28 protein-coding genes are annotated in these 25,976 nt (G+C 55.8%); 13 read left to right on the top strand and 15 right to left on the bottom strand.

The window, feature by feature from the left end:
• Positions 1-14 precede the first annotated feature (14 nt).
• Positions 15-650, bottom strand: a complete 636-nt coding sequence (locus JFT87_RS21075; RefSeq protein ID WP_201204295.1) for a TetR/AcrR family transcriptional regulator — start codon at positions 648-650, stop codon at positions 15-17.
• A 131-nt stretch (positions 651-781) separates the two neighbouring features.
• On the opposite strand from JFT87_RS21075, the gene JFT87_RS21070 reads away from it, so the two are divergent.
• From JFT87_RS21070 to JFT87_RS21060, 3 genes are all read left to right on the top strand, one after another.
• Positions 782-1,999 (top strand): MFS transporter, encoded by a 1,218-nt coding sequence (locus tag JFT87_RS21070; protein WP_201204294.1) that lies wholly within the window; start codon positions 782-784, stop codon positions 1,997-1,999.
• Positions 2,000-2,086: 87 nt separating this feature from the next.
• Complete coding sequence (locus JFT87_RS21065; protein ID WP_201204293.1) at positions 2,087-2,452, top strand: hypothetical protein; 366 nt, start codon at positions 2,087-2,089, stop codon at positions 2,450-2,452.
• A gap of 495 nt (positions 2,453-2,947) precedes the next feature.
• A complete protein-coding gene (locus JFT87_RS21060; protein ID WP_201204292.1) occupies positions 2,948-3,202 on the top strand; it encodes a hypothetical protein in 255 nt (84 codons plus the stop codon).
• Between the two features lie 128 nt (positions 3,203-3,330).
• On the opposite strand, the gene JFT87_RS21055 is transcribed toward JFT87_RS21060, so the two are convergent.
• Together JFT87_RS21055 and JFT87_RS21050 are read right to left on the bottom strand one after the other, a co-directional pair.
• Positions 3,331-4,074: an anti-sigma factor family protein gene (locus JFT87_RS21055; RefSeq protein ID WP_201204291.1), complete on the bottom strand. Its 744-nt coding sequence runs from the start codon at positions 4,072-4,074 to the stop codon at positions 3,331-3,333.
• The gene (locus JFT87_RS21050) at positions 4,067-4,579 is read right to left on the bottom strand and encodes a sigma-70 family RNA polymerase sigma factor (protein ID WP_201204290.1); all 513 of its coding nucleotides are present in this window, start codon (positions 4,577-4,579) and stop codon (positions 4,067-4,069) included. Before JFT87_RS21050 ends, JFT87_RS21055 begins: the two co-directional genes overlap by 8 nt.
• A gap of 154 nt (positions 4,580-4,733) precedes the next feature.
• On the opposite strand from JFT87_RS21050, the gene JFT87_RS21045 reads away from it, so the two are divergent.
• The 3 genes from JFT87_RS21045 to JFT87_RS21035 all read left to right on the top strand — a co-directional run bounded on the left by JFT87_RS21045 (position 4,734) and on the right by JFT87_RS21035 (position 6,835).
• On the top strand, positions 4,734-5,705 hold the full coding sequence (locus JFT87_RS21045; protein ID WP_201204289.1) for a metallophosphoesterase family protein: 972 nt from the start codon (positions 4,734-4,736) through the stop codon (positions 5,703-5,705).
• 14 nt (positions 5,706-5,719) lie between these two features.
• Positions 5,720-6,028, top strand: coding sequence for a cupredoxin domain-containing protein (locus JFT87_RS21040; protein WP_201204288.1), 309 nt, complete (start codon positions 5,720-5,722; stop codon positions 6,026-6,028).
• A gap of 321 nt (positions 6,029-6,349) precedes the next feature.
• Positions 6,350-6,835, top strand: coding sequence for a hypothetical protein (locus tag JFT87_RS21035; protein ID WP_201204287.1), 486 nt, complete (start codon positions 6,350-6,352; stop codon positions 6,833-6,835).
• Between the two features lie 70 nt (positions 6,836-6,905).
• On the opposite strand, the gene JFT87_RS21030 is transcribed toward JFT87_RS21035, so the two are convergent.
• The 4 genes from JFT87_RS21030 to JFT87_RS21015 all read right to left on the bottom strand — a co-directional run bounded on the left by JFT87_RS21030 (position 6,906) and on the right by JFT87_RS21015 (position 9,397).
• Complete coding sequence (locus JFT87_RS21030; protein WP_201204286.1) at positions 6,906-7,379, bottom strand: hypothetical protein; 474 nt, start codon at positions 7,377-7,379, stop codon at positions 6,906-6,908.
• A 38-nt stretch (positions 7,380-7,417) separates the two neighbouring features.
• Positions 7,418-7,639 (bottom strand): hypothetical protein, encoded by a 222-nt coding sequence (locus JFT87_RS21025; protein ID WP_201204285.1) that lies wholly within the window; start codon positions 7,637-7,639, stop codon positions 7,418-7,420.
• A 146-nt stretch (positions 7,640-7,785) separates the two neighbouring features.
• A complete protein-coding gene (locus tag JFT87_RS21020; RefSeq protein ID WP_201204284.1) occupies positions 7,786-8,847 on the bottom strand; it encodes an alpha/beta hydrolase family protein in 1,062 nt (353 codons plus the stop codon).
• 127 nt (positions 8,848-8,974) lie between these two features.
• Complete coding sequence (locus JFT87_RS21015) at positions 8,975-9,397, bottom strand: DUF4952 domain-containing protein (protein ID WP_201204282.1); 423 nt, start codon at positions 9,395-9,397, stop codon at positions 8,975-8,977.
• Positions 9,398-9,529: 132 nt separating this feature from the next.
• Between JFT87_RS21015 and msrA the strand changes: the two genes are divergently transcribed.
• Together msrA and JFT87_RS21005 are read left to right on the top strand one after the other, a co-directional pair.
• Complete coding sequence (gene msrA, locus JFT87_RS21010; RefSeq protein WP_201204280.1) at positions 9,530-10,036, top strand: peptide-methionine (S)-S-oxide reductase MsrA; 507 nt, start codon at positions 9,530-9,532, stop codon at positions 10,034-10,036.
• Positions 10,037-10,103: 67 nt separating this feature from the next.
• Complete coding sequence (locus JFT87_RS21005) at positions 10,104-10,583, top strand: GNAT family N-acetyltransferase (protein WP_201204278.1); 480 nt, start codon at positions 10,104-10,106, stop codon at positions 10,581-10,583.
• Between the two features lie 50 nt (positions 10,584-10,633).
• Here the strand turns inward: JFT87_RS21005 and chrA are convergent, their stop codons facing one another.
• The gene (chrA, locus tag JFT87_RS21000) at positions 10,634-11,842 is read right to left on the bottom strand and encodes a chromate efflux transporter (RefSeq protein ID WP_201204276.1); all 1,209 of its coding nucleotides are present in this window, start codon (positions 11,840-11,842) and stop codon (positions 10,634-10,636) included.
• An 82-nt stretch (positions 11,843-11,924) separates the two neighbouring features.
• The gene (locus tag JFT87_RS20995) at positions 11,925-12,815 is read right to left on the bottom strand and encodes a serine hydrolase domain-containing protein (protein ID WP_201204274.1); all 891 of its coding nucleotides are present in this window, start codon (positions 12,813-12,815) and stop codon (positions 11,925-11,927) included.
• A gap of 202 nt (positions 12,816-13,017) precedes the next feature.
• Here JFT87_RS20995 and JFT87_RS20990 point away from each other — a divergent pair, with 202 nt between their 5' ends.
• The 3 genes from JFT87_RS20990 (at position 13,018) to JFT87_RS20980 (ending at position 18,395) form a co-directional block, all read left to right on the top strand.
• Positions 13,018-13,668, top strand: coding sequence for a hypothetical protein (locus JFT87_RS20990; protein ID WP_201204273.1), 651 nt, complete (start codon positions 13,018-13,020; stop codon positions 13,666-13,668).
• A gap of 171 nt (positions 13,669-13,839) precedes the next feature.
• The gene (locus tag JFT87_RS20985; protein ID WP_201204272.1) at positions 13,840-14,232 is read left to right on the top strand and encodes a hypothetical protein; all 393 of its coding nucleotides are present in this window, start codon (positions 13,840-13,842) and stop codon (positions 14,230-14,232) included.
• A 392-nt stretch (positions 14,233-14,624) separates the two neighbouring features.
• Positions 14,625-18,395 (top strand): hypothetical protein, encoded by a 3,771-nt coding sequence (locus JFT87_RS20980; RefSeq protein ID WP_201204271.1) that lies wholly within the window; start codon positions 14,625-14,627, stop codon positions 18,393-18,395.
• Between the two features lie 432 nt (positions 18,396-18,827).
• Here the strand turns inward: JFT87_RS20980 and JFT87_RS20975 are convergent, their stop codons facing one another.
• From JFT87_RS20975 to alaE, 4 genes are all read right to left on the bottom strand, one after another.
• The gene (locus JFT87_RS20975; protein ID WP_201204270.1) at positions 18,828-19,694 is read right to left on the bottom strand and encodes a hypothetical protein; all 867 of its coding nucleotides are present in this window, start codon (positions 19,692-19,694) and stop codon (positions 18,828-18,830) included.
• A gap of 428 nt (positions 19,695-20,122) precedes the next feature.
• Positions 20,123-20,734, bottom strand: coding sequence for a hypothetical protein (locus JFT87_RS20970; RefSeq protein ID WP_201204269.1), 612 nt, complete (start codon positions 20,732-20,734; stop codon positions 20,123-20,125).
• A 462-nt stretch (positions 20,735-21,196) separates the two neighbouring features.
• The gene (locus JFT87_RS20965; protein WP_201204268.1) at positions 21,197-21,382 is read right to left on the bottom strand and encodes a hypothetical protein; all 186 of its coding nucleotides are present in this window, start codon (positions 21,380-21,382) and stop codon (positions 21,197-21,199) included.
• A 67-nt stretch (positions 21,383-21,449) separates the two neighbouring features.
• The gene (gene alaE / locus JFT87_RS20960) at positions 21,450-21,869 is read right to left on the bottom strand and encodes an L-alanine exporter AlaE (RefSeq protein ID WP_342367188.1); all 420 of its coding nucleotides are present in this window, start codon (positions 21,867-21,869) and stop codon (positions 21,450-21,452) included.
• 347 nt (positions 21,870-22,216) lie between these two features.
• Between alaE and JFT87_RS20955 the strand changes: the two genes are divergently transcribed.
• Positions 22,217-22,630, top strand: a complete 414-nt coding sequence (locus JFT87_RS20955; RefSeq protein WP_201204267.1) for a hotdog domain-containing protein — start codon at positions 22,217-22,219, stop codon at positions 22,628-22,630.
• A gap of 433 nt (positions 22,631-23,063) precedes the next feature.
• The gene (locus JFT87_RS20950) at positions 23,064-23,381 is read left to right on the top strand and encodes a DUF7677 family protein (protein ID WP_201204265.1); all 318 of its coding nucleotides are present in this window, start codon (positions 23,064-23,066) and stop codon (positions 23,379-23,381) included.
• Between the two features lie 189 nt (positions 23,382-23,570).
• Here JFT87_RS20950 and JFT87_RS20945 read toward each other — a convergent pair whose 3' ends face one another.
• Together JFT87_RS20945 and JFT87_RS20940 are read right to left on the bottom strand one after the other, a co-directional pair.
• On the bottom strand, positions 23,571-23,789 hold the full coding sequence (locus JFT87_RS20945) for a hypothetical protein (protein WP_201204264.1): 219 nt from the start codon (positions 23,787-23,789) through the stop codon (positions 23,571-23,573).
• A 46-nt stretch (positions 23,790-23,835) separates the two neighbouring features.
• Positions 23,836-25,962 (bottom strand): TonB-dependent receptor family protein, encoded by a 2,127-nt coding sequence (locus JFT87_RS20940; protein ID WP_201204263.1) that lies wholly within the window; start codon positions 25,960-25,962, stop codon positions 23,836-23,838.
• Between the last annotated feature and the right edge of the window lie 14 nt (positions 25,963-25,976).

Here is a 25,976-nt window from a genome sequence, read left to right as displayed (position 1 = left end):
GGCAGGCCATTCACTCACCGCAATCCAGATGACTGCTCACTGGTCGCGGCGAAATCCCACGCCCGCATGACTTGGGTGATCGCCGCATCAACGCGCTCAAGCGGCGTATCGTCCCGGGCGAGGATAGAAATGCCTTGGAGGAAGCTGTCGAACGCCGTCGCAAGGGCGCGGGATTCAGGTTGGTCGGGTAACTGACCGGCAGCGATACCGCGCTCGACGCACACCAGCATCCCCGCGCGCGTGCGGGCGCGGGACTGGGTGAGGGCTTCGACGACGCCGGCGTTTTCCGGGCTGGGCGCGCTCATCACGCCGAGGGTGACCATGCAGCCTTTGGGGTGGCCGTCGTCACACTGCATGCGCGCCGATTGGCGCAGGGCGGTTTCGATGGCTTGGCGTGGCGGCAGGGTTGCTTCCCACAGGCACTCGGTGACTTGGGCGTAGGTGGCCAGGTAACGCTGCACGCACTCATCGAACAGGGCTTCTTTGGAACCGAACGCGGCGTAGAAGCTCGGCGCGGAAATGCCGCCGCCCAGTTCTGCCTTCAACAGGGCGAGGGAGGTCGAGTCGTAGCCATGTTGCCAGAACAATTGCATGGCCTGATCGACGGCGTCGTCGCGATCGAATGCGCGGGGGCGACCGGTTCTCGCCATATCAAACACTCCTCGGAAAGTGATTTGGATACTAGTCGATACATAAGTCGTTGACAACGACCGGCGACTGCCGCCAGTATTTTATATCGATCGGTATTTAAGTCTGAAATTCTCTTCTCAAGGAGTACCCCGTGACACCCTCACTCACTTTATCGGCAGCGCCGAAAAGCTTGCCCATCGGCGCGTTGCTCGCGCTGGCCATGACGGGCTTCATTTGCATCGTCACCGAAACCCTGCCTGCCGGCTTGTTGCCATTGATCAGTGAAGGTCTGGCGATTTCTCCGTCGATGGCCGGGCAGATGGTGACCGCGTACGCGCTGGGTTCAGTGGTGGCGGTTATCCCTCTGACTATCGCCACTCGCGGCTGGCGCCGGCGCAATGTGTTGTTGCTGACCATCGTCGGTTTCCTGCTGTTCAATTCCATTACGGCGTTGTCGTCGCACTACGGTGTGACGCTGGTGGCGCGCTTCTTCGCCGGTGTCTCGGCAGGGCTCGCGTGGAGCCTGTTGGCCGGCTATGCCCGCCGCATGGTCGAGCCCGATCAACAGGGCAAGGCGTTGGCGCTGGCCATGGTCGGTACGCCGATTGCGCTGTCGCTCGGTGTACCCCTCGGCACATGGCTGGGTGGCCTTGTGGGCTGGCGCACCGCGTTCGGGATCATGTCTGCACTGACCTTGATTCTGATTGTCTGGGTGCTGGTGAAAGTGCCTGACTACCCACCGCAACCCGCGCATCAGCGCCTGTCGCTGCGCAGCGTTCTGGCCACGCCGGGTGTGCGTCCGGTGCTGGCGGTGGTGATCAGCTGGATGCTGGCGCACAACATTCTCTATACCTACATTGCACCGTTTGTGGCGCCGGCGGGGCTGGCGGATCGCGTGGATCTGGTGCTGTTGGTGTTTGGTATCGCGGCGCTGGTGGGGATCTGGCTGACGGCCAAACTGGTGGAGCCGCTGTTGCGCAAAACCACGTTGGCGAGCCTGGCGACGTTTGCGCTGGTGTGTGTGGCGCTGGGTTTTCTTGGCCGTCTGCCAGAGGTGATCTACCTCGGTGTGGCGGTATGGGGATTGAGCTTTGGCGGCGCGGCGACGTTGCTGCAAACGGCGTTGGCGGATGCGGCAGGTGACGGCGCAGACGTGGCGTTGTCGTTGAATGTGGTGGCGTGGAACAGCGCGATCGCCGGCAGCGGCGTGGTCGGCGGCGTGTTGCTTGACCGCTGGGGTGTCGCCTCGTTTCCATGGGCCATGGTGGTGCTGGTCGCCGTAGGGTTTGCGATTGCCTGGCGCGCGCGCGGGCATGGCTTCAAGTCCGGGCCGCGCGGGTCCGGGCGACCTGCGGTGGCGGGGCACTGACGCAGGCGAAATGGTCGCTGCCGCGAAACGATGGGGTAGGATGCTCGCACACTGAAATAGGCCCTCTCGACCAAGGACGCGATATTTATGGAAACCCTCTTTTCTCAAGTTGACGAGCGCTTGCACGACCGTCGATTCGCGGTAGCGGATAACACGCAGGGGCTGTCGGGTAGTGGGACGGTGTTTCACTACCGTGTTGATGGCGTGGGTATTTCGAGCACTTATCAGGGTGGCCGGATTCGTTTGGGCCACCAGGTGGGACGTGTGACGGGGCCTGACACGATTGAGCTGCTGTTTCATTGCCTGACGACTGAGGATGAGATTTTGTCTGGCTGGTCGCGTGGCATTGTCGGTGTGGATGAGGCGGGGCGGACTACTTTGAGCTTTGTGTGGGGCTGGTTGTCGGGCGCGAGTGGGGGCGGGCAGTCGAGTTACGTTGAGGTTGTTGATTAGTGGCTTACCGGATTTCAGACAGCAAAACGCGCAATAGGAAGATAAGGCTGAAGCAGAAGCCTGCACGCCAGCCACTTCCGCAGGATTTGTAGGCAGAAGCGCGTTCAGTTGTAGCCTTGATGTGATGATGGTTCTTCAAATTCAGAATTTTCGCGAGCCCAACGATGTCGACGGACTACTTCATTGAAATCAGCCCCGAAGGGCCGCTACCGGCTTACTACCTCGTTGCCGAGCACCTATGGGGCCCGGGTTGCAATATCGATTCTGACGGTGACAGCAAACCCCTGATGATCGCCACTGGACGGAGCTGACCCTGACACTTCGCACCACACCCGGACTGCGTGTCGACGTTGATCCTGTTTCGATCAACCCGCTGGTATTGGTCGTCCGTTCAGAGAATGAAGCGGTGTGCGTGAGCACGGCCAGTTACATCATTTCTGTTGCAGGCGGCAGCATCGGGCCGACGGTTTGCAAGGAATAGAGGAGGGATATTTGATGAGCCAATTGTCAGCACTGATCGCGCAAGCGAGTGCGGGGCTTTCCGTGCAGCAGCGTATTTCGGATGAGAAATGGGCGGCGATTGCGCACCAGTGTGGGGACGAAGAGGTGGCTGAAATACGCGATCGAATTGACGCGCTGCGGGCAGAGTTGGCGACGGTTGAGGATTGGGATGGCGATACTCAGGATGAAATTCATTTGGCGATTTCATGCTTTTCCCGGATGTTGAGGATCGCTACTGGCGGCGTCTGACGTTTCGCACCACCAGTATCCCAGGCTGCCCCTGTAGGAGCTGCGGCACGCTGCGATCTTTTGACTTTGATTGTAAAAACAACATCAAAAGATCGCAGCGTGCCGCAACTCCTACAGGGGGATGGTGGTTAAGGGGCGTTTTGCAGGAGGTGGCTAAGGGTTTGCAGTTCGCCTTTTTCTACGTCGGAGACGAGGACGTAGCGCATGTGGTTGGTTTGCCATGAGACGACGTTGAAGCCTCGGATTGACTGTGCTTGCTGCGGTTTGTCGGCGTCGGGGGTGGGCAGTATGAAGACATTGATGATGTGCTTCGCCCGGCCATAACTCAGCGCTGCCGTGGTCTGGTGTTGCAGATAGTCCAGCCGCCCACCCAGCAATGGAAACCCCTGCGCCGAGTAGTCGAGCACCGGTGGCGAGAAATCGAGTTTGCCGGTGAACCAGGGCTTCACGGTGTGGCGGTCGGAAGACACCACATCGTTCAAATGCTCACCCATCAATGACCGCACATGGCTGGAGACGGCTTCGTCCATCAACGGTTGTTCGCTGCCAGGCGTTGCCACATAAAGCACCAGCGCCAAGGCCAGCGCCGCTGCTGAAAAGGCTGGCGCGAACCAATTTCGCCAGCGTTCGACGGTGCTGGTCCGTGGCACTACAGGAGCAAACACGCTGGCGGTCAATGACGCCGGTGCCGAGTAATACGGTGCATGCCGTTTCACACTGACCGTCAACAACCTCGCCTGATCATGCAACCGCGTGCACTCGGCACACTCGGCCAAATGCCCGGCTACTTTCGCAGTCGTTGTCGGATCCAGTTCCTTGTCCAGGTAGCCATGGATCAGCACCTGGCAAGCCGTGCAGTTGAGGTCAGTCATGGCTATGCAACTTCAATAGTTCAAGTTTGAGCATGGCGCGGGCGCGAGCCAGTCTCGACATGACAGTGCCGATGGGGATGTCGACCACCAGGGCGATGTCCTTGTAGGGCATGTCTTCGAGCTCCTTCAGAACAATGACCTCGCGAAAAATCGCTGGCAAAGCGCACAGGGCTTGCTGGACCAGTGCCGCGTTCTCCATATGAATGGCCAGCAGCTCCGGGGTCTGGCTGTGGCTCAACGCCGCGTCGTCTTCGGGGAGCTCATCGCCGATGGCGACCCAACGGTGGCCGGCGGAGGCTTTGAGCCAGGTGTAGCTTTCGTTACGCACGATGGTCAGGAACCAGGCCTTGGAATTGCCGTCGGCGAAGCGATGCAAGAACCTGAAAGCGCGCAGGGCACTTTCCTGCACGACATCGCGCGCGGCGCTGTCGTTGCCGGTGAGCCAGCGCGCGAGGTTGTAGGCGGCGTCCATGTGGGGCGCAAACAGTTCCTCAAATCGCTTCATAGTGGTTTCCGAACCGTCCTCCCCCCTTAACTGTATTGCGTGGCGATTTATTCCCGGAAAAAAACTTATTTTCCGACACGGAATAAAGACTCGCCTTGCTCGGTTGTATCTCCTGTCAGCTACATCACTGTAGTCCGCCAGCGAGGGCATACCGATGGACATTCACTCAAAATACGAACGGCGCACCGACGGTCCGCTCAACCCCGACCGCAGGACGCTGCTCAAGTGCTCCGCGTGGGCCGGCGCCGGCGTGATCTGGGCCTTGAGCGGCGGCATTCCGCGGGCCTTTGCGCTGGACGAGGCCGGCAACGCCTCCGACCCCAAAGCGCTGGCCGCGAGCACGTTCCACTTTGTGCAGATCAGCGACTCGCACATCGGCTTCAACAAAGAGGCGAACCCGGAACCGCTGAAAACCCTGCAGGTGGCCATAGACAAGGTCATTGCGCTGCCGAAACGGCCGTCGCTGATCCTGCACACCGGCGACATCACCCACCTGTCGAAACCGGAAGAGTTCGACACCGCCGCGCAACTGCTCAAGGGCTTGCCGTCCACGATTCACTACGTGCCGGGCGAGCACGACACCCTCGACGAGGGCGGCGGCAAGCTCTACCTCGAGCGCTACGGCAAGGGCACCAAGGGCAATGGCTGGTACAGCTTCGATGACCACGGCGTGCATTTCATCGCGCTGGTGAATGTCTTCAACTTCCAGGCCGGCCACGAAGCGACCCTCGGCGCCGATCAACTGGCGTGGCTGGCCGATGATTTGCGCGCCGTGTCCACCAGCACGCCCGTGGTGGTGTTTACCCATATTCCGTTGTGGACGATTTATCAGCCCTGGGGCTGGGGCACCGAGGACGGCGATCAGGCGATTGCCATGCTGCGCAAGTACGGTTCGGTGACGGTATTGAACGGGCATATTCATCAGGTTATCCAGAAGGTCGAGGGCAACATCACCTTCCACACCGCCCGCGGCACGGCTTATCCGCAGCCCGCACCAGGCACGGCGCCGGCACCTGGGCCGATGACGGTGGCGGCTGATCAATTGCGCAACTATCTGGGGATCACCGATGTGCGAGCGACACAGGGCGAGCACCCGCTGGCGCTGATCGATTCGACACTGGTTTAGGGGAGGGTTTTGAGATGAAAACGCGACTGTTGGCTGTGGTTTGCCTGATGCTGTCGATGCCGGTGTGGGCGGCGGAAGTGAAGGTCGATATCAAGGAATTCATGTTCGGCCCCAAGGATTTGATCGTGGCGGTGGGCACCAAAGTGACGTGGGTTAACGACGACCAGATCCCGCATACCGTGGCAGAAACCCACAAAGTGTTCCGCTCGGGAGCGCTGGACACCAATGACAGCTTTTCCTACGTGTTCAACACGCCGGGGGAGTTTGAGTATTTCTGTGTGCTGCACCCGCAGATGATCGGGAAGATTGTGGTGACGCAGTAGCGTGCGCAAAGGGTGGTCAGATGAAGCGCATCTTTTTGCCACGCTTTCGCTGGGCTGCCTAATGGAATGGGTGTGGTTTTGCGTTGATTACTTTGCACTAAACACAAAGCTTTAAAAAAGCGCACGTGCAGTCTCAGGACTTGCGTGCGCTTTTTAATGGGCGCGGTTTAAGGGATTCCCTGATCGCTTAGTGGTTTGTAACATGGCAAACTTTTGCCCGTTGCACGGTCGTGTGCTATTGGGCAAGTCGCGCAATACGGGATATTAGCCATGGAACTCCGGTGATCTTTACATCGGGTTCAACTCAACAAGGAAGTCGTCATGAAAGTCGCTTTGGGTCTTTTCACTCTCGCTGGGTGTCTGTTCAGTTTTTCCGCTGCGGCCGCGCCGAGTCACGGCGAAATGTTCCAGGCGTTGGCCGAGTGCAAAGGCAATGCGCAGCAGGTCGGCGAGTTCAATGCGCTGGTGGATGCCAAGCAGCTGACGTTGGCCAAAGATGCCGCGCACACCCCGTGGGGCGGCGGTGCCTGGCAGGTCACGCCCGCGCTGTCGGTCAACGGTGTGTCGTCGTCCACGGCGGTGATGATTGACCGCTTCGGCTTCTTCCTCCAGACCAAAAGCAGCAGCCCGGCGGCAGACGCAGAGAAGCTCGCCAGTACGCTGAAACTGAAAAAAGTCCTGGATAGCGGCGGCTACTTCGACTATCAGCGCAGCCTCGACAATGGCGCAACGCTGCGTGTGCTTTCTACCGAAGACAAAGATGTCGATCTGTATGTAGGCTGCAGCTATCCGCAAACGGCATCCTGAGATCAGGTGTTAGTGGGGCGGATTCCGTCTGTCATAACAGACGGAGTCCGCCCGCGCGAGCTACTGGGTTTCAGCCCTGCGCTTCGTCCTTCAAATCATCCAGTGCATCGATGATCGCTTCATCGCTGTCGGTCAACGCTTCTTGCATGTCTTTGGCAATGGTCGTCTGGATCGTCATGATCTTTTGCGCCAGATCGCGACCGCTCTTGGAGGTGATGATCATCGCCATGGCCTGATCAGGATGCTGATTGGCGCGAATCATCAGGTCGAGTTCATCGTTGTCGAAGTGGTCGGCGTAGATCTCGACGACCATGTCTTTCAAGTCATCAGCATCGAGGTTTTCGCGCACGACGTTGCGAATCTGCTCGTGTTCCAGCATTGGGTAGCGGGTCGCGTAGCCCCTGGCTGCGATCTCGACAATGTTGCCGTATTGCTTGGTCAAACCACTGGCCTCAACCAACTCTTGCGCTTTGTCCTTGCTGCCGCCGCAACCTGCCAGTGCCGCTGCCAACAATACAGCGAGCGTTAGCTTTTTCATGCTCATGAGCATTTGTCCTTGAATGATTTGGATGTGCACAAGGCTTAGCGGCGATTCAGAGCAAATGCGCACGCGATGATGACCAGCAAGATGCCGCCGATAAATGCGCCGAAGGCTGGAAACATCGCCGCTGGCCACATCAGGCCCCGGCCGAGGTTGTAGAAAAAGCCTGCGTGGGAGTAGTAGGTGCTGAACAGCCAGGAATAGAGCGCGTAGATCAGGCCGATGACGAGATAACCAGAGATTATCTTCCCTTTGAGCGACATGAAGTCTTCCTTGTGGGGGGTAAAGCGGGGGGATGGATTTTGAGTAACATACTATTTCGGTGATGGCACTTCAATGGCATTGCTTCGCCCATCCCCACACACTCACCCACATAAGCGCTTGATAAACGGCTTCTTCTGCCGTTCTCTCAACGGTTTACCAAACCGTCTTGCTGTCGCCACGACTGCTGCAGAAACTCGCTGATCAGCGATGTCGCTTGCTGCTGGATCACCTCCCGTGGACGCGCCGCGACGCCATCTGCGCAAATGATGCCGTCGCCGGGAACGTCTTCTTCGAGCAGGTCTACTGCACCCGTTTTGCATCTCTGCAAAAAGCTGAAGTGGCTGGCGTCGATGATCTCGACATAACGGCTCGACGCCGAGGGCAAGCGTTGGGCCAGGTTGGCGGACTCCAATTGCGCAGGCAGATCCATCGACGGTGCGCCGGCAGCGATCACCAGTACTGGCACCGGCAGTGTTGCCAGGCTCTCGTCGGTCATCCCGCGTGACAGTCCCAAGTCCAATGACACCACTGCGGTGACGCGCTTATCGCGCAAGTCGCTGGCCAGATGCGCCTTCAATGCCGGTGTGCTCGCAGGGTTGATCTTTCGATAGTTGGTGCAACTGCTCAGTTGCGGGTGAGTTTCGCAGTCACGGTCAAAAAGATCCGGGTCGAAGCGCGCGCCGGCGATCTCCAGGGCAGTCCAGCCGCCGAGTGAGTGGCCCACCACGGCGATCTGGCGCTGCGCGACCGCACCAAATTTTGCAGGTTGCGAGGTGACGGCCTCAATGGCCCGGCCCACATCAACAGGGCGCTGCCATAGCTGCGCGGCTGCTTGCGGGCTGCGGTCATGGGTTGTGGTGCCTGGGTGGTTGACCGCGGCAACGATGTAACCCTTTTCGGCCAATGCATTTGCCAGCCAGATCTGATTACCCCAATTGCCTCGGTAACCGTGGGAGAGCACCACCAAGGGATGCTCACCCGCCACCGGCGGCGCGTCGCGCACGGCCGCTGCACCGACAAACACCACGTCATCGGCGATCATCTGAGCCGGGGTTTTGGCGGCCGTGGGGTACCAGACGATCAAGTCCAGCGGCCGCTGATTTTGCGTGTCCGCGAGTTTCAGGGATTGAATGCCGACCGCGTTGACGTCAGCAAGAGCGTGGCTCGCCAGGCAGGTTAACAGCAGGGCACCGAGAGCAATTTTCAATGGGGTTATCTTCCTTGGTTGAGGTGGGATTTCAGCGCCTGGACCTTGCCGATGACTCGCATTCCATGAGCCCTGAGTCTTCGGCATAGCTGAGATTGAAATCACATGAATGGCTGTGCAATCACGCTTAAGGATCTTCTGTCGCGAGCGACACCTGGAGGTAGAAGTACTTTATCTGCGGCCACGTCTCCCGCGTGTTGACGGAGGTTTCCTCGGAACCCATGCCCAGCAGATACCAGTGCTGGGTTTTTTTATCCCGATAGGAATAGAACGTCGAATCCCAGCCGCAGCAGATGTACCGCAGCATTGGCAATCCGAAGCGGCGGTTCAGGTAGCGCTCGGCCTCAAGGGCATCGGTGCCTTTGACGCGGTAGCGCGCGATGAAAGGTTTTCCCTGTGCGTCGATGTCTTGGGTGCACGCCACAAACTCGACGAATTGAGTTTTGTCGCTGAGTTTCGCGAGGAAGTCTGTGCATCGCGGTTCAGCCATGGCGCAGCCGGCAAACAGGCACGCACCGGTCAAGAGGAGTCTGCTAATCCGTCGGCTCATTCATTCTTCCGTGAAGTTCTGCCCATGCGTCATTTTCGGCGCCGGTCAGCTTGTTTACACGCAACCTTGGAATTTGCCAATACGCCCTCATAACATCAGCTATACCCACGTCCCCGAGAGGAAGGACACACCATGACGACGCAAACCGAAACCGCCATTTTGGCCGGTGGCTGCTTCTGGGGCATGCAGGATCTGCTGCGACGTTTCCCCGGCGTGCTCTCCACGCGGGTGGGTTATTCAGGCGGCGATGTGCCGAATGCGACCTATCGCAACCACGGTAACCACGCGGAAGCGATCGAGATCGTGTTCGACCCGCAGCAGATCAGCTACCGCCAGATCCTTGAGTTTTTCTTCCAGATCCACGACCCAACGACCAAGAATCGCCAGGGCAACGATATGGGCGCCAGCTACCGCTCTGCCCTCTTCTACCTCAGCGAGGCGCAGAAACAGATCGCCGAAGACACCGTGGCCGATGTCGACGCTTCTGGACTTTGGCCCGGCGAGGTGGTCACCGAAATCACCCCGGCCGGCCCGTTCTGGGAAGCCGAACCGGAACACCAGGACTACCTCGAACGCTTGCCCAACGGCTACACCTGTCACTTCATCCGGCCAGGCTGGAAACTGCCCAAACGCGCCTAAAAATCAAATTGCCCCCTCGACGTCCGTGTGAGACGTTGAGGGCGCTGTTTATTTTTCAGGGACGAACATGACCATTCGACTCACGCAAACCCAGGATTGGACGCTGCTCAAACACGTCCGGCTGGCCGCGCTGCGGGACGCGCCCACGGCCTTCGGTGTGAGCTATCAAACCGCCGCCGGCTACACGGATCAACAGTGGCAAGCCCGCGCTTCGTCAGCCACCAGCGCGTTCTGGCTGGCGTTTGAGCAAGACCGCCCTGTGGGCATGATCGGCGCGGCGGTCAATAGCGCCAACCGCTTCAACTTGATCGGAATGTGGATTGAACCCGCTGCACGCGGTTCCGGCGTGGCTACGAAACTGGTCGAAGCGGTGAAGGCTCGCGCGTTGGAAAAGGGCTTCGATCGGGTTTATCTCGACGTCTCGCCGGACAATGCCAGGGCCGCGAATTTCTATCTGAAGCAAGGTTTTGCTTTTGTGGATGAGTGGGAGCCGTTGGAGAGTCATCCGCATATTACGGTTCAGAGCATGTTGTGGATTGGCGGCTGATCACAAGAAGGCGTTCAGGGCATCATTCGCTGAACCACCGATGATTGAGCTCAATACAGACCATTCAAACCCCACCCCGCAATGCCTGTTCCGACCACAACCAACCACACTGGCAGCTTTGCGAACATCAACGCGATCAGGGCAACCAGCGCGAGACAAAAATCTTGTGGTTTGATAATGGCGCTGGTCCAGACAGGTTGGTAAAGCGCGGCCAACAGCAGGCCAACCACCGCGGCGTTCACCCCAGCCAGAGCGGCTTGCGCAAGCAGGCTGCGTCGTAACCGCTCCCAGAAAGGCAAGGAACCGATGATCAACAGAAACGAGGGGGCAAAAATCGCCATCAAGCAGATCGCGCCACCTGCCCAGCCTGAAGGCGCGACGTTCATCGAAGCACCGAGAAACGCGGCGAACGTAAACAAAGGGCCGGGCATCGCCTGCGTGGCGCCATAGCCGGCCAGAAACGCTTCATTGCTAACCCAGCCAGTGGGCACAACTTCCGCTTGCAGCAGAGGCAGAACGACGTGGCCACCTCCGAATACCAAAGCGCCGGCGCGGTAAAACGCATCCACCATTGCCACGCGTTGATCGGGATGCAGTTCGGCCAGCAACGGCAGGCCCACTAGCAATACCAGGAACAGTGATAAACAGATCGCACCGGTTCGCCGGCTGATGGTGATCGGCAGAGCGTCGTGCTCGGCACGCTCCACTGGTTTGAACAGCAGCAGGCCCGCCAGACCTGCGGCGAAAATCACAGCCACCTGTGCCCACGCCGACGGCGCAAGCAATGCAACACACGCGGCAATCGCCATCAGGGCAATGCGCGGCACGTCCGTGCAAAGATTGCGCGCCATGCCCCACACGGCTTGAGCAACCACCGCGACCGCGACCACTTTGAGCCCATGCAGGGCACCAGGCGAAAGAGCGGTGCCGTAGTGGGCGATGCCCAGGGCAAACACAATCAACGCAGTCGCCGAGGGCAGGGTAAACCCCACCCACGCCGCCAACGCACCACGGTATCCCGCCCGCAACATGCCCAAGGCGATGCCGACCTGGCTGCTCGCCGGGCCGGGCAGGAATTGGCAGAGCGCTACCAGATCCGCATAACTGCGTTCACTTAACCAATGGCGCCTGAGAACGAATTCATTATGGAAGTACCCCAGGTGCGCCACCGGACCACCGAAAGAGGTCAGTCCGAGGCGCAGAAAGATCAGAAACACCGACCATGCACTGCTTTGCTCAACGGTCTGAGGTTCGGTCATGTATCGGCGTTCCTGCTTTTATAAAGTCGTGGCGATAGTGTATTTCGATTTTCTGAAGTGCTCACGGGAAGGTCGTTTTACTTCAAGCGCTCGCTCTGCGTAAGGCCTGCATCAATCTTCCAACGACATATGCTTCGACCACACCTTCACTGGCGCCCGCATCAAAACTTGCGCAACAAACCGATGCGTCGCCGTCGCTGATGCGGTAAACGGCAATCACACTGCCAGGCCCGCAACCCGTGTGCCCGCTGAGGGTGTAACCACCTTCGATCAATCCCTGCATCAAACCCAGACCATACCCCGGCGTAACCCATGGACGTCCCGGAATCGGTCCGCCCAATGTTTTTGCTGTCTGCATTTCTTCGAGTAAATCCGGCGGGAGGAGGTGGCCGGCGAGTAGTCGATCAAGTAATAAAGCAGCCTGCGAAAGCGGGCCAATCAATAGACCGTGGTAGACCCAGCCAGGGTCGTAATTCGAGCTGCTTCCTGAATGGGTCTCTTGCAAATCTTTTCGCGTTTTAGCGAAGCGAACGTTCGACAGGCCTAAAGCGTTGAATACACGTTGACTCACGGCGTCTTCAAGCGACAGATCCGTCACTCGTTCAATCAGTCTGCCGATGAGCAGGTAGCCGACATTCGAGTAACGCCATCCGCCTCCGGGGCTGTATCGAAGCCGCTCGCCGTCGAGGCGTTGCATCATTTCGTCGGCGGGCCAGGCGGCCTGATTGTTAGCGACTGCGGCGTGATAGTCGACCAGTTCGCTGTAGTCGGCGAGACCTGCTTCATGGCGCAATAGTTGGCGCAATGTGAAAGGTTGATCAGGGATCGGGTCGTCCAATCTGATCAGGCCGTCACGCACCAACGTCAGGGCAGTCGCCGCCAGAACCGTTTTCGTAAAACTCCACCACGGCACCATCAGGTCTGAGCGGTCAGATGCTGGAGACTGGCCATTCAATACAAGTGAACTCAGCATGGCTTCCCTAAGATGGCGAGCGGGTTGGTGGATCAACAAGATATCTTATTTGGCCTCGTTCTAAGACTGTTGGGTTGGATGTGCGCTTTGAGCGGCTGCTTTCGGCCAGAAGCGGGCATTGGGTGGCACATGGCGATATATTCCGGGCATAGCAATCTATCTTCATTCACGATACTCGCTAAAGACAATGGTCAGAAAAGACATGAACTTCACCGACGAATTAGTAGCCGCTTTCTCGGCAAGCAATCCGGTACCTCCAGTATTACGACAGACCATGGAATTCCTGGAAGCACTAGGCTGCGTCCGTCACTATCGGAGCGGGGGCCGCTACATGACTTTGCATCCCGAACCGGAATACAACAACAGCGCTATCACCGCCTTTCACGTTCCGGACTCCGCCGATACTGCTCGATGGACGGCCTGCGAAGATCCCAGAGTAAACGAGCGGCTATCAATATTCCTCAGGACTGGTGGCGATGGATCGTGGGCAGGGTTATGGCTGGACGACCACGATCAGCAGCGAATCGTTCATCTTGGCTCGGGCTCGGGATCAGACATGCTCTGCGTCTTGACTAATAGTACGCAAGACCTGATTCGCTTACTGGCCATCGGTTACAACGAGCACTGCTGGCCAGAGGAGTTTACGAGAACACCGGCCGAACTGCGGGAGCAGCAATACGTAGATGATGACTACCCAGCACCACCTAGGGCATTGCGCGCGTACGTGGAACGCACGCTTGGCCTCAGCGTCCCGGCGCGCGCATCAGATCTCATCTCAAGCACAACAAGCATGGACGCGCATGAATCCAGTGATCCTTTCTGGAACTGGCTCAAACAGGTAAGAAATGATTGAAAGATCCCGTCACGATCTCGACCACCAGAAGGTCAGAGAATCGCAGGATTTTTCATCAAGCCTTGGATTAATTGGCCACTCGCAACGGGCGTAGATCAGCAAAAAATCGACGTTAGACACGTAATCGCGAGCTGCTTAATCCAAGCTTCGAAGCTAGGATAGGGGAAAGATATGGCAGGAGGGAACATCATCTGCGGCACCTTCCAAAGTGCCGACAAATCCGGATCAGCCTTGGAAGCTGTGTTAGAAGCACTCCCGTTGCAGGCTCACGAACTGGTCGAAAATGTTAAACAGCAACTCGATACAGCAGAATTTGTCCTCATAGAGATTGAACAAGCGAAAAGCTTGCTTCCATTCTTACAGGTCTACCAGGCTCAATTGATCGCTGAGATCGGGCACAATGATTGGGCTCGCGCAACGCAGGAGGAAGAGTCTTCGCTTGAATCTGTCGCGGCAAAGTGGGGATCAGGCAAGGGATGGAGGCTTTACTGTGTGCGAGATCTCGTAAGGGCCTGTGAAAATTCGTTGGTAGAGATGGAACCAGTCTGCATCACGTTTAGTTAACTGCTTCCAGCTCGTTTTCACACAACCTGGGTCGATAGCAGCCCTTTGCCAAAGGCAGCCATCGACCAACAGCACTCTCTGGGCTCCTTCCGCGTTGCGGGTTCAACAAAGGTGAAACCGCAACGCGAAGACACCCTAGGGTAAAGCATGGCCCTTCGGCCGATGCTTACAGACCGACCGCTATCGGCCAATAGCAGCCGTTCACCGTAGACACCTCGATTCAAAGCGGTCAGGGTCGCTGAAAGCTAAGGAGACTAAGGCTTTCAGCCATGGAGCACCAACGAAAAAACACAGGAACACTGAACCGCCAGAACACCAATGGTGTTCCAAGATGAGCTGGCGGAGGGGTAAGCTTGGGGTCGCACTGACGCCCCTTTTATCTGGAATGGATTATGCGAATCACAGCCTCCCACATCGTCAATTGGGCCAATACGCATGCCAAGGAAGCGCAAACCGATTTGCCGCGCTGGGTCAGGCGCCTTTGCTTTGAACCCGGAGCAACGCGCCAGCTTTCATTTCCAGCGGGTGATTCAACCTATGTACCAGGCTGGGACGGCGTTCTGTTCAGTGACCTTGGTAATGCCTGGGTTCCAGCTGGTGCGTCATGCTGGGAAGTTGGCTGTGATCAAGATGTGCCCGGCAAAGCTAACCGCGATTATCGGAAGCGCACAGAAACGACAAGCAAGGAAGAGCGATCGAACTGCACGTATGTATTTGTTACCCCTCGCCGCTGGACAAAAAAGTCTGAATGGATCGAGGAGCAGACCCGCCAGGGGGAATGGGCTGATGTGCGGGTCTACGATGCGGACGATCTGGAGCAATGGTTGGAGCAAAGTCCGGCAGTCGCTTTGCAGTTCGCCGAAGCGTTGGGTTTGAGTGGCGGGGGTGTAGTCAGCCTTTCCCGCTACTGGGATACGTGGGCGCGACAATGTAGCCCGGCCATCACTCCCGAAGCACTATTCCAGGATCGGGCATCGATGTTCGACGCTTTGGGTGAAAAGCTTCAGGCGAGCATTACACCTACACAGCCTCTTGTGATACGTGCCGACAGTGTGGAAGAAGCCGTAGCATTCACAGTTGCGGTGGTAATGGCATCGGGCGACCTGCAACATCATGCCCTTGTTGTGACAGAACCTCATGGTTGGCGGTATGTGGAAGCAAACCCTCAATTGCGGGTTGCAATCGCGGCTCGCACTGAAACCGCAAGCAATCTAGTTTTACGTGAAGACTTGCGAGTGATCATCCCTCACGCCACAGGCGATTTGGCCGGAAGGCCAAATGGTAATGAGCTGATCTTGGAGCGGCCGAATATATACGAGTTCGAGAAAGCTCTGATTGCTACAGGAATGGAAGAATCTGATGCCAAGCGCTATGCATTATCCACTGGCCGCTCATGGACTGTATTTCGCCGACAAAGAGCGACTAACCCGGCAATTCAATGCCCTGTCTGGCTAGAAGCACCGCAAGCAGCAAGTCTCCCGCTGCTTTGCCTACTTGGAGCTTGGCATTCAGACAAAGCAGCGGATCGACAAGCAGTTGAAGAACTGTCGGGCCGTTCCTATGAAACGGTTGAGCAAGATTTGCGGCAACTTGTACGACTTGACGATGCTCCACTGCTGAAGATAGGCGCAGTCTGGAAAGCCAAATCGCCTTTGGATCTGCTCAGTCAATGTGCAGACCGAATTACTAGTAACCAACTGGACCGTTTCTTTGCCCTTGCTCAGAAAATGTTATCGGCACCTGACCCCCAGTTGGAACTGCCGGATAACGAGCGCTGGATGGCCCAGCTTCATGGAAAAGTTCATCCGTATTCAGACTTACTATTTGAATCGATTTGCGATTCGCTCATAAAGCTGACAGTGCGTGCCCCAGATCAAGTTGGCCTACAGGCACTGGACATCGAAGAGAGGGTGGCGGGGTTAGTGGGCGAGCTGCTTGACGGGGCCGATGGAGGACGCTGGCTGTCTTTATCCTCCTATCTACCAAACTTGGCAGAAGCAGCGCCGGATAGATTTCTTCGTGCTATTCAGAACAGCTTACGCATGGCGGATGCTCCAATAACGAGGCTTTTTACCGAAACTAGTGACTCTATACTTGGAGGCCGCTGCTGGCACGCAGGTTTGCTTTGGGCATTGGAAACTCTTGGCTGGGCTCCGCGTCGCTTGGCCCCAGTGGCGCTAATTCTTGCCCAGTTAAGCCATGTACCTATGAAGGGAAATTGGGGCAACAAACCGAGTCGGAGCCTTCTAAACTTTTTCCGCTCGTGGTTTCCGCAGACTGCTGCCAGCTTACCGGAGCGAATCAAAGTACTCAGTCTGTTAATCGAAAGGGATCCCGAGGCTTCCTTTCGTCTTTTGGTGGGGATCGCGGGGCGTGGTCACCAAACTGCCGACCATATTCACAGGCCCAAATGGCGTGAAGACGATGCAGGTGCAGGCCGTGGTGTTACCCATGCTGAAATGTATGAAATGCTTGATTTCGTCCATGAAAAGCTACTTCAACTCAGCGATGGGAATGCACCTAGAATTGTCTCGTTACTGCAAAAGACCGGCTTCAGGGATCGAGAGGATTTGCCCAGATTATTGGAACTGATTGAACCCTTCATCCAAGCGACAGATAGGGATGTGGATCGGGAAATTATACGTTCAGCTCTGAGGGCAATTATTAATTGGCACCGTAATTACGATGAGGCATCCGCCACGGAGCTTAACGAGTGGCTCCAGTCGGTGGAGACATGCTATGAACGATTGGCCCCCTCAACTTGGTCATGCGAGACCATTGGTTGTTCGATAGCCATTGGCTGGAGCTTCCTACGGAGGATGAAAAAAGATCTCCATGACAAAGCCAAAATTGTTTCCGAGCTCAGAGCCTCCTCGTTATCGGCGATATATCAGGCTGAAAGAATCACAGGAATAGAATGCCTTATTGAAGTATGCACCGAACCCAGCATCGTCGGAGCCACATTGGCAGGGGTTCCCTGGGGTGAGGGCTACTGGATGGAATGGATTCAGGAAAAGCTTGAGAGCTTTGATAACGGCACGCACATGAGTGCGTGTATAGCAGGATTTCTACGTACGGCTGCGTCACCAGCACCTGATGCGCTACTTAAAAAAGTAGTTGAGTTAGGCAAACAACGTGGATGGCCATCGGTGAGGCTCGCCAGTTTCTTAACTCTGGCTATCCCAAACCGAGAGACCTGGCAGTTGGTTGAGTCCTGTGATCATGAGGTCAATACCGAGTATTGGCACATGGTTCAACCATACCATCAAACAAATGATGAGGATTTAGACTTTGTGTTAGAGCAGCTCTTGAAGGCTAAGCGCCCAATGAGTGCTCTTTATTGCTGCCAATTCAAACTTCAAGAAACTGCTCCTGGTAAGATTTATTTAGCTCTTCAACAGTTACTCAGCTGTAGAGAGATAGATGGGCCTAAAATTCAGTCTTGGCATCTAGAGAAAATGCTGGAGCGGCTAGAGAGTTCTGGTGAATTTGAGCGGTTAGCTCTGGCTCAACTTGAATTTGGGCTATTTCCATTTCTTCAGCATGGGCGAGGAGACAATGCTAGTGCGCTGTATGAAGCTATCACATCAGAGCCAGAACTCTTCAAGGAGTTAATTTGTGCGATCTACAAGCCGGAACATGGGGAAAGACAGGAGGTGACTGAGGCCAGTCGGGCAACTGCCGGGAGGGCTTGGGATGTCTTACATCACTGCAAGCGACTACCTGGCACTCAATCAGATGGGGGTATTGATGCAGATAAATTTATTCACTTTATTCAGGAAACACGTGAGTTATGTAGTGATGCAGATCGGCCAACAATGTGTGATCAGACTTTAGGACAAATTCTCTCCCATTCCCCAGCAGATGAGGATGGTACATGGCCATTCACGCCGGCCAGGGAGATTTTAGAGTCTCCTGAATTAGAACATATGCGTACCGGCTTCATCACTGGAACCATTAATAAGCGTGGGGTCACTAGCCGGTCTCCTTGGGATGGCGGCGACCAAGAGCGTGATCTGGCAGCACATTACAGAAACCAGGCAGAGCGGGTGCAGCACTCCCATCCAAATGTTGCAGCCATGCTGGATCAACTTGCTCAAGGCTACGAGCGCCATGGAAAACGCGAAGACGTTGAGGCCAATCTAAGAAAAGAAGGCTTCTAATACAATAATAATTTAAGAATGCATAAAGTGTCGCCCGCATAGAGGAGGCAAGCTGGTGACACTGTGGAATTCATGCAGCAGCGGCAAAAATCTTGGGTTTATCCTCAATTAATGCTCGTCCGCTAACGACTGTGCGTTGTGCCCGGCCGCTGGCGTTTGCAAGAAACACACGGCTAGCTGACCGTAATCGGTCCGCAACTTAATAGAGCTATTTTGCTACTAGGCTGTCCGGCAAATGTGGGCACTGACGAATGACTGCTTTTGGCCGTTAGCGTCCGCCTGCGAACGTCCGCATCCGGCCGGTTGCCATCCGTCGCGAAGGCAGCCACCGACCCATTTAAGCAGTTCGAGGCGTCGACGAAGCGCGGGGCGATTCAGATGTCATGTCATTGTCAGGTATCGCTTTCCGTTGATCAAAGTTGGCTATGCTAATCAGCGCGGCACAGGTAGCACCTCATAATTCATCGTTAGATAAGCATCCATATTTTGCATCCGATGCCAATCTTTGTTCGATTTAAGCATCACTTGCAGAGCAAAATGAGTTCCCACGTGGTGTGATGCCATTTTCAAATTAAAGCTTGTTCCCTCGCCCTTTTCAGCGAGGCTGTGCGAAATATTACAAACCATCCAAGTGACTTTGTATTCGTCAGGGGGGAATGTTGAATCAACCTCTACTTCGAATCTTATCTCATCACCGAGATACAGTGTGTGAGTTATAAAACGATGATCGCTGGGTGGGTTTGGATGCCAGACTGTACCAAGTGAGTCTGAAAATCGGGTGAATACGGGGGCTGGAAACTTATCTTGAATACTCATCTTAGAATAAAAGCTCTTGATAGGGGCAATGATATCACTACAGTAGCAAAGGGCTCGCTCTGCATCATGCAGGGAGAGCGTTCCGCCATTCGCATGTGACAATGCATTACGAATTTGAACCAGAGTTTTCACCACATCTCTAATTTGCTGCGCGCCCATCTGGAAGTCTTCTTCCATCACCTCTTTGAAAAATTTTTTATAAACATCATTTTTTCCTAGCGTCGATCCCAAGTCATCAAAAAGTAAAGTGTCAATTGGGCGTGAATATTGGCCGGGGTTTGCACTAAGATAGTTCTGCACTCGCTGTCTTGTATTATTTGAAAATATCAGTTGGCCATTGATTTCGCCTAGATTGATGTAGTCCCCTCCAAACTCAGCCAAAAATTTGTCATGAATAATTCGACGCAACCAAAGTTCGCATGCTTCTATCCGTTGCCGGCAAGACAAATGAATTTCATCTGATTTTATTAGGTGAAGAGCCATTACTTAAAATTCCGTTTAATGTGTTATTGAGATCCGCTAGCGTAATGGGCTGTACCTTAGAATGCCGTGGGAGCTTCATCTAAGGCTATCTCTATCAATTTAGAAATTTTTACAAAATGCTCTTAGATACATGTACACATTACCACGTTGCCCAGCACCCAAAGCGGGAGCTCATAAACATTTTTTTATTGTCAGGACACGTAGGCTCTGATATGTCGTGGCGTTCATTAGGCGGTGCGATCAATCGAAAAGGGTGATTTTTGAACGCCCACTTTTGGCCGATCAGTGCCATTCGTAGAGAGCAGAAACGGCCAAAAGCGGACGTTTGAACGCGGCACCTTCCGGCCAAAAACGGTCACTAATGATTAAGCTAAGGGGCCGGCTTTAGCCGGCCCCGATTGAACGAAACGAACTATTTCAACCAGTTGTCAGGGAGTGTCATCGGGAGCTGGCTCTTTTAGACTACCGCGCACCGAGTGAATATTATTTCGGGTAATGATGCTGAGTTTGAAAACTCTCAGATATACCCAGCGCAAAGTTCTTGGGAGCATGGAGCGGAGCAGGCGGCGAGCGGGGGCGATCGGCAAAAGTATGAGCCAGAAGATGCTGATAATAATAGCTATGATGAGACCGATAGGTATCAAAATAACTTGCGCAAGATCTTGGATAAACTGAAATATAGAAAAGGGTCGCTCATAAGTATGATGTTTCAGTAGCGCATCGGAAATAACGTTGGTGCCAATTGCTCCTGATATGAATGGAAGCATGTAGGCGAATACTAGGTGGTAACGCTCAAACCGAGAAAGTACATCCTGTGACACATTGCCTGACGCTTCCAGTTCCCTACACCGCTCCAACATATCAAGGAAAGTAATGTGTCCAAAGACGCCGACACCAATGAAACAAAGCCCAAGCGCAAATACTGTAGGGCGCGTCAGGCTAAAGCTAATCAGAAAGTTGAACAGGCAGAATAAAAACATTGCCAGGCATGCTGTAAGAGCAAGCAAAATGGGTGGGGAGAACAAAAAGTCAAGATTCATGGGTATGCGCCTAACAGTGTTTAGATGGTCTTCTTGGTTGATGCGTCAGTGGATGCTGGCGGTATAACGCTGTACTTTAGGTAGCCACATTTTTTAGCAAGCGCATAAAAATCAATATTTATACAGCTGACTTCAAGAGTCAGCGTATTCGCTTGACTTCGACATTTACGCATTCATTAAAACTGGGCAGTTATACACAAAAGCGCTGCGGCCATGCAAGGCGAGCGTGAGTGGGTGTCGAAATCACACAAGGAATAGCGGAAAAAGCATAGCCATCGAGCAGGACGTTTAGTAAAACCGGGCTTTGCGAGTTACAGCAAGGCAGTTAGAAGGGTTCACGCCCCGCATCGCTAGAGAGGCAGGTGGTGCGGTGGATGGTGGATAGTCCTAAGTCAACGCCCCGCTACTGGCCGATTGGTGCCTGTCGAGATGAGCAGTTATCGACCCATGACAGACATGAATTCACAGGCCACTGGTATAGATGAGCAAGGTTATAAACGCTGCGAATGGAGATAGCAGAATCAGCCCGCCGACGACGACTGCCCAGCCCCAGGCAAAACCACTCTCACCCTTGAAACGGCCGCCACTCAGCAAGCCCAGAACAAACACGCCAATGCGATGCGCTAACAAATCAATAATGAAGTCCATTAACCCTTCCTCGTTGTCGGTTTTCCTAGGAGCGTCAGAACGTCCGCTTCTGGCCGAAAGCACTCACTCAACTGTTCAACGACATCGGCTTATCGCCCCCCGGAGGCAAGCCAAATAGCTTCCGTACCCCGTTAAGAAACGCCCCATAAGGTCGTCCCAGAACCAGCATCATCAACGACGCGCCGAGAGTGCCGCGCACCAGGCCGTCTCCCGAGGCACCACTGAAAGCGATGATTGCTGCATAGATAGGCACCTGGAAACTGACCAGGGCGATACTGTCCCAGAGTAGCCTCGAAGCCAGACGCTGACTGGCTCGCCTCATCACCCAGTCCCGCCATAAACCGTAAGGTCTCGCGACCGGAATCATCAGGGCGGCGCCCAGCAGGCGCGCGTGAAGAACCTGATCCCAAGTCATGCCGGCGATGAAACGTTCATTGATGATGCCGGTGGTGGTGAAAAACAGGATCAGCGCAGTGGTGTCTGCCACAAACGCAGTCCGATGCATGGGGTGCGGGAATAGAGGCACATCACATCTCCTGTAGTCGCTAGAGCAACAAACGGGTTCAGCCATTTTGTGTGTTCATCTGACAACCTTTGGCCATTTGACCCACGGTCGATGCTTTACGGGTAGCACGGATTTCAACAATAGAGCCTGCTCTGTAAAACTAGCGGTCGGGAGGCTGTAGCGGTCATCACCGCGGATTGTTTGCCGTTTTATCAATGCAAATTCCGCAATCGTATAGTGCTTGCCCCATTGTGTGATTCCCCATAAACCCCGAGTGAGTCGAAGTACAAGTCAATGACGCCGGTCAGTAGCCGGCACAAGGAGAGACTGTGGACACCACCGCGATTCCCGAGGGTTTCACTCCGGTTACCCGCAGTAGCCCGTTGCTTGATTTGCTCGGCCCGATTTACGCCAGAGGCAGTGGGCTGCAACTGGAGTTGGGGTTGTTGACGGACTCACGCCATGCCAATGGACGTGGCACTTTGCATGGAGGGGTGTTGGCGACGTTGGCCGATGTTGGAATGGGCTATGCCATGGCGTTTGCCAGCGACCCTCCGCAGCCGTTGATCACGGCGAGCATGACCCTGGATTACCTCGGCGCAGTTCAAATCAATGAATGGCTGGAAGTGCGCCTTGAACACTCGAAAAAGGGTCGTCAACTAGCGTTTGCCGCCGTCAGCCTGCATGTCGGTGAGCGAACAGTTGCACGCGCGAGCGCGGTGTTCGCGGTACCCATGAGTTGAAAGTGCGCCTATCAGATAGATTGCTGGTCGATCAATCGCAGGATGGTGTGATTGGGTTCGAATCACCTTGAATGACTGCTTATGGCCGACAGCGATCCAGGCAACGAACTGTTTAAGGCCATAGCCACTGGCAAATACATCGCACGCAGCTGTTACGCTAAGTCCTCACAAGAGGGGAGCTGACATCCCTCATAAGCATGTCAGTAGTCAGGTACAGTCACCATGCGTCACGTAGTCGGCCTATATACCCGGAAAAAACGGAGCAATCATGGCTGCTAGACCCACAAGATTGGCGCCCGGCGTCGTGTAATCCTGAGTGCCGAATCAATAGCCCCCGCGTGCTGAGCACAGGCGGCCAATGATGCGTCGGCCGGAAGGCAGATGTTTAGTTCCGTATCGTTGAAAACCTTAATTTTTACTAAAAGAAATGCACATGAAGAAGCTGAGTAATGACTTCAGTGGTGCGCTCCGAACCTTTGCCTATTTCATGGCAAGTGGAAGCCACTACATGCTTAAAAACGTGGACTATCTGAAAATCTATGGCTCGGAGCCCAGCGCTATCGAAATGGTCTTTGCGATATTCGCCAACGTCATAGAAATGGACGGTGAAGGCAATGTGCTTAATTTCACCCACGCTCAGAAGAGAGCGACTGACTACCTGAGGTCATATTGCGATCCGACTTTCAAAGTCACGCCGCCGTTTGAAGACTGGGAAATCGAACTCTATGGGCCTCCCGCCCAAGGACGCTAGATTCATATTGTTCTCAGACATTTCAGGGGCGGGACGATTGCTGTCGGTCGGGGGGCTGTAACTTGCGAGAGGCTCTCCCGCACTAGCCAGCCAGAATCTGATAACCCATTGAATTCGAGCACCAAGTGCCCGTTGGCTGCCGTGTGCAGCGTCGGCTTTATCAATGGTGCCCCTGTTGAAAACAGACGCTTACTTTATCTGAATCACTTCGCCAATCACCTTCAGCGCTTTCTTGCCGTCCGCTTCATACAGTCCCTGCAACGGTGTTTGATCGGACAGCCGATGCAAGCGGAAATGGTTATAGAAGGCCTGTCCCAAACGCTGCCCCTCAAACTTGCCCAGTTCCCATAGGCTGAGAAAGTGCTCATAAGCGGCGCTGTCGATTTCCAGGCTCGAATGGCTGTCCATCTCAACCTCGGTCAGTTGCTTAGTAAGGATCGGTTTAGCACCGGGCTCACAACAAACTCCACGATACCCCGACATACACGCCCATGCCTTCACCCGGCGTTGACCGCGCCGCGTCGAGGCCCTTGTCGTCATACCCCGGCGTGACCGTCGCCGCATAGTGTTTGTTGGTCAGGTTGCGCATGTCCAACCACGTTTGCCAGTCGCCCTTTGGCGCGTTATAGCCCAGCGTTGCGCCGAACAGTGCGTAGGGATCGGCGTAGTAGCTGTCGGCGTAGTCCACGGCAACTTTGGACACCAGTTGCGTATTGACTGCCGCAAAGAATCCCTGCGGCCAGTCGTAGCGCAATTCGCCCTGGTAGTAATGCATCGGCAGGCCGGGGAGGCGGTTGTCGCCGAAGCGCTCGTCGTCGCGGTAGTGGAAATCGCTGAAGGTGTAGGCTTGGCGCAGGCTCAGTTGGCGGCCGTCGGCGGCGGACCAGAGTTTGCTGTTGAGGCTGGCCTCGACGCCTTGGTGCACGGTCGGGCTGGCGTTCAGCTCGTAGGGCGTGGTGGCGTTGGCGTCCGGCAGTACCGAGAGCAGTTCATGGCGCACTTGCGCGTAGTACCAGGCCAGGCTCCATTCGCCGATGGCGCTGTCGCCACGGCCACCGAGTTCGAGGGTGGTCGCGGTCTGGTTTTGCAGTTTGATCGGGTCTTTCTGGGTGCCGCTCGCCGGGCCACTGGCGGCCGGGAAGCGCACGTTGGAGCTGTAGATCAGCGACCACGGATGCGGTGCTTCGACCGATCGGCTGAGGTTGCCGAAAACCTGTAGATCCGGGTTGATCTGGTAGCGCAGACCGAGTCGCGGCGCGTAGTCCCAGTCGTTCATGCTGGTTTTGCCGCCGCTTTGCGGGTAGGTGACGTCGCTCTCGCGGCGGGTGTAGATAGCGGCGAGGCCGGTGGTCAGCCACAGATCATTGGCGATTTCCAGGTCGTTGCCAAAGTGCAGAACGGTGTCCGAACCTTGATAGGTGAAGTTGCGCATGTGCGTGCCGGGCGCGTAACCCGCGGTGTTGCCGGTGGGGATGCGCACCAATTCGCTGGCGCCATCGTTGGGCAGGTGTTTGGTCACGCGCAGACCGACGTTGCTGCGGCTTTCCATGCCGAAAACAGTGTCGCGGCGTTTGTAGTCGAAGGTGCCGCTGACGTCGGTGTAAGCGACCTTCAAACGGTTCGGGCCTTCACGCAAATCCATCGGGTAGTCGTGGTAAACGAGGCCAGTCTGGATGCTCGAATCGTCGTCGATGTAGAAGGTGGTTTTGTTGCCGATGAAGGTGCTGCCCGGTTGCTTGCGGCTGTCGTCGCGCGAAACGTAGGACGGATTGGCTGCCCGTGGGTCGTGTTCGATGGAGTGCTTGGTCACGCGGCCGGCGAGGTCGTTGTCGGTCTCGCGGTAGCGGATATAAAAGCGGGTTTCCAGGTTCGGGTTGAAGCGATAACCGAAGTTGGCGATCAGGCCTTTGCTCTCGCTGGCAGTGTGATCCTGATAACCGTCGGCGTTGGAATCGGTCAGCGATACGTAGTAGTCGAAGTCACCGAGCACTTGCCCGGAACTGACCTGACGTTGCTGATAACCGTGGCTGCCGGTGGCGTAGCGTACTTGCAGTTTCGGCGCGTTGTAGCCGGTGTGGCTGACGTAATCGATGGCGCCGCCCAGCGCCAGCGAACCACGGTCGAAGCCGTTGGCACCACGCAGCACTTCAACGTGATCGACCCACAACGGTTCGAGCAATTCGTACGGCGTGCCGCCGGGGCCGGTCAGGGGCAAGCCGTCGAGCATCGCGTACAGCCCCGACGCGTGGGCGCCGGGCGCGCGGTTGATGCCCGAGCCACGGATGGAAATCTTCACGCCTTCGTTGCCCGCCGACTGCGCATAGACGCCCGCCTGATAGGCCAATACGTCCTGGTTACTGGCGACACGGCCCTGCAAGGGTTTGCGCATGTCGACCAGGTTGGTGCCGCCGGGCACCTGTTCGAGCCGGGCCTTGGCTTCTTCAATGCTTGCATCGGAACCACTGCGGTCATCGGCCGAAATCAATACTTGCCCAAGCTCCAGACCTTGAGTCTCGGCCATCGCCGGGCAGGCGAGGGCCAGGCCCAGCAGGGCGGTAGGCAGGGATTTGGGCGACGGCATGGGGAAACTCCAGC

Source organism: Pseudomonas sp. TH15, assembly GCF_016651105.1.
Taxonomy (GTDB): domain Bacteria; phylum Pseudomonadota; class Gammaproteobacteria; order Pseudomonadales; family Pseudomonadaceae; genus Aquipseudomonas.
Note: the sequence above shows the minus strand (reverse complement) of the source record. Positions and strands in the feature narration are given on the sequence as shown.

What these genes read in the sequence shown, in the direction of transcription:
- JFT87_RS21075 (WP_201204295.1), bottom strand. Translation starts at nt 650, where the DNA reads ATGGCGAGAACCGGTCGCCCCCGCGCATTCGATCGCGACGACGCCGTC.
- JFT87_RS21065 (WP_201204293.1), top strand. Translation starts at nt 2,087, where the DNA reads ATGGAAACCCTCTTTTCTCAAGTTGACGAGCGCTTGCACGACCGTCGA.
- JFT87_RS21060 (WP_201204292.1), top strand. Translation starts at nt 2,948, where the DNA reads ATGAGCCAATTGTCAGCACTGATCGCGCAAGCGAGTGCGGGGCTTTCC.
- JFT87_RS21055 (WP_201204291.1), bottom strand. Translation starts at nt 4,074, where the DNA reads ATGACTGACCTCAACTGCACGGCTTGCCAGGTGCTGATCCATGGCTAC.
- JFT87_RS21050 (WP_201204290.1), bottom strand. Translation starts at nt 4,579, where the DNA reads ATGAAGCGATTTGAGGAACTGTTTGCGCCCCACATGGACGCCGCCTAC.
- JFT87_RS21045 (WP_201204289.1), top strand. Translation starts at nt 4,734, where the DNA reads ATGGACATTCACTCAAAATACGAACGGCGCACCGACGGTCCGCTCAAC.
- JFT87_RS21040 (WP_201204288.1), top strand. Translation starts at nt 5,720, where the DNA reads ATGAAAACGCGACTGTTGGCTGTGGTTTGCCTGATGCTGTCGATGCCG.
- JFT87_RS21035 (WP_201204287.1), top strand. Translation starts at nt 6,350, where the DNA reads ATGAAAGTCGCTTTGGGTCTTTTCACTCTCGCTGGGTGTCTGTTCAGT.
- JFT87_RS21030 (WP_201204286.1), bottom strand. Translation starts at nt 7,379, where the DNA reads ATGAGCATGAAAAAGCTAACGCTCGCTGTATTGTTGGCAGCGGCACTG.
- JFT87_RS21025 (WP_201204285.1), bottom strand. Translation starts at nt 7,639, where the DNA reads ATGTCGCTCAAAGGGAAGATAATCTCTGGTTATCTCGTCATCGGCCTG.
- JFT87_RS21015 (WP_201204282.1), bottom strand. Translation starts at nt 9,397, where the DNA reads ATGAGCCGACGGATTAGCAGACTCCTCTTGACCGGTGCGTGCCTGTTT.
- msrA (WP_201204280.1), top strand. Translation starts at nt 9,530, where the DNA reads ATGACGACGCAAACCGAAACCGCCATTTTGGCCGGTGGCTGCTTCTGG.
- JFT87_RS21005 (WP_201204278.1), top strand. Translation starts at nt 10,104, where the DNA reads ATGACCATTCGACTCACGCAAACCCAGGATTGGACGCTGCTCAAACAC.
- chrA (WP_201204276.1), bottom strand. Translation starts at nt 11,842, where the DNA reads ATGACCGAACCTCAGACCGTTGAGCAAAGCAGTGCATGGTCGGTGTTT.
- JFT87_RS20995 (WP_201204274.1), bottom strand. Translation starts at nt 12,815, where the DNA reads ATGCTGAGTTCACTTGTATTGAATGGCCAGTCTCCAGCATCTGACCGC.
- JFT87_RS20990 (WP_201204273.1), top strand. Translation starts at nt 13,018, where the DNA reads ATGAACTTCACCGACGAATTAGTAGCCGCTTTCTCGGCAAGCAATCCG.
- JFT87_RS20985 (WP_201204272.1), top strand. Translation starts at nt 13,840, where the DNA reads ATGGCAGGAGGGAACATCATCTGCGGCACCTTCCAAAGTGCCGACAAA.
- JFT87_RS20980 (WP_201204271.1), top strand. Translation starts at nt 14,625, where the DNA reads ATGCGAATCACAGCCTCCCACATCGTCAATTGGGCCAATACGCATGCC.
- JFT87_RS20975 (WP_201204270.1), bottom strand. Translation starts at nt 19,694, where the DNA reads ATGGCTCTTCACCTAATAAAATCAGATGAAATTCATTTGTCTTGCCGG.
- JFT87_RS20970 (WP_201204269.1), bottom strand. Translation starts at nt 20,734, where the DNA reads ATGAATCTTGACTTTTTGTTCTCCCCACCCATTTTGCTTGCTCTTACA.
- JFT87_RS20965 (WP_201204268.1), bottom strand. Translation starts at nt 21,382, where the DNA reads ATGGACTTCATTATTGATTTGTTAGCGCATCGCATTGGCGTGTTTGTT.
- JFT87_RS20950 (WP_201204265.1), top strand. Translation starts at nt 23,064, where the DNA reads ATGAAGAAGCTGAGTAATGACTTCAGTGGTGCGCTCCGAACCTTTGCC.
- JFT87_RS20945 (WP_201204264.1), bottom strand. Translation starts at nt 23,789, where the DNA reads ATGGACAGCCATTCGAGCCTGGAAATCGACAGCGCCGCTTATGAGCAC.
- JFT87_RS20940 (WP_201204263.1), bottom strand. Translation starts at nt 25,962, where the DNA reads ATGCCGTCGCCCAAATCCCTGCCTACCGCCCTGCTGGGCCTGGCCCTC.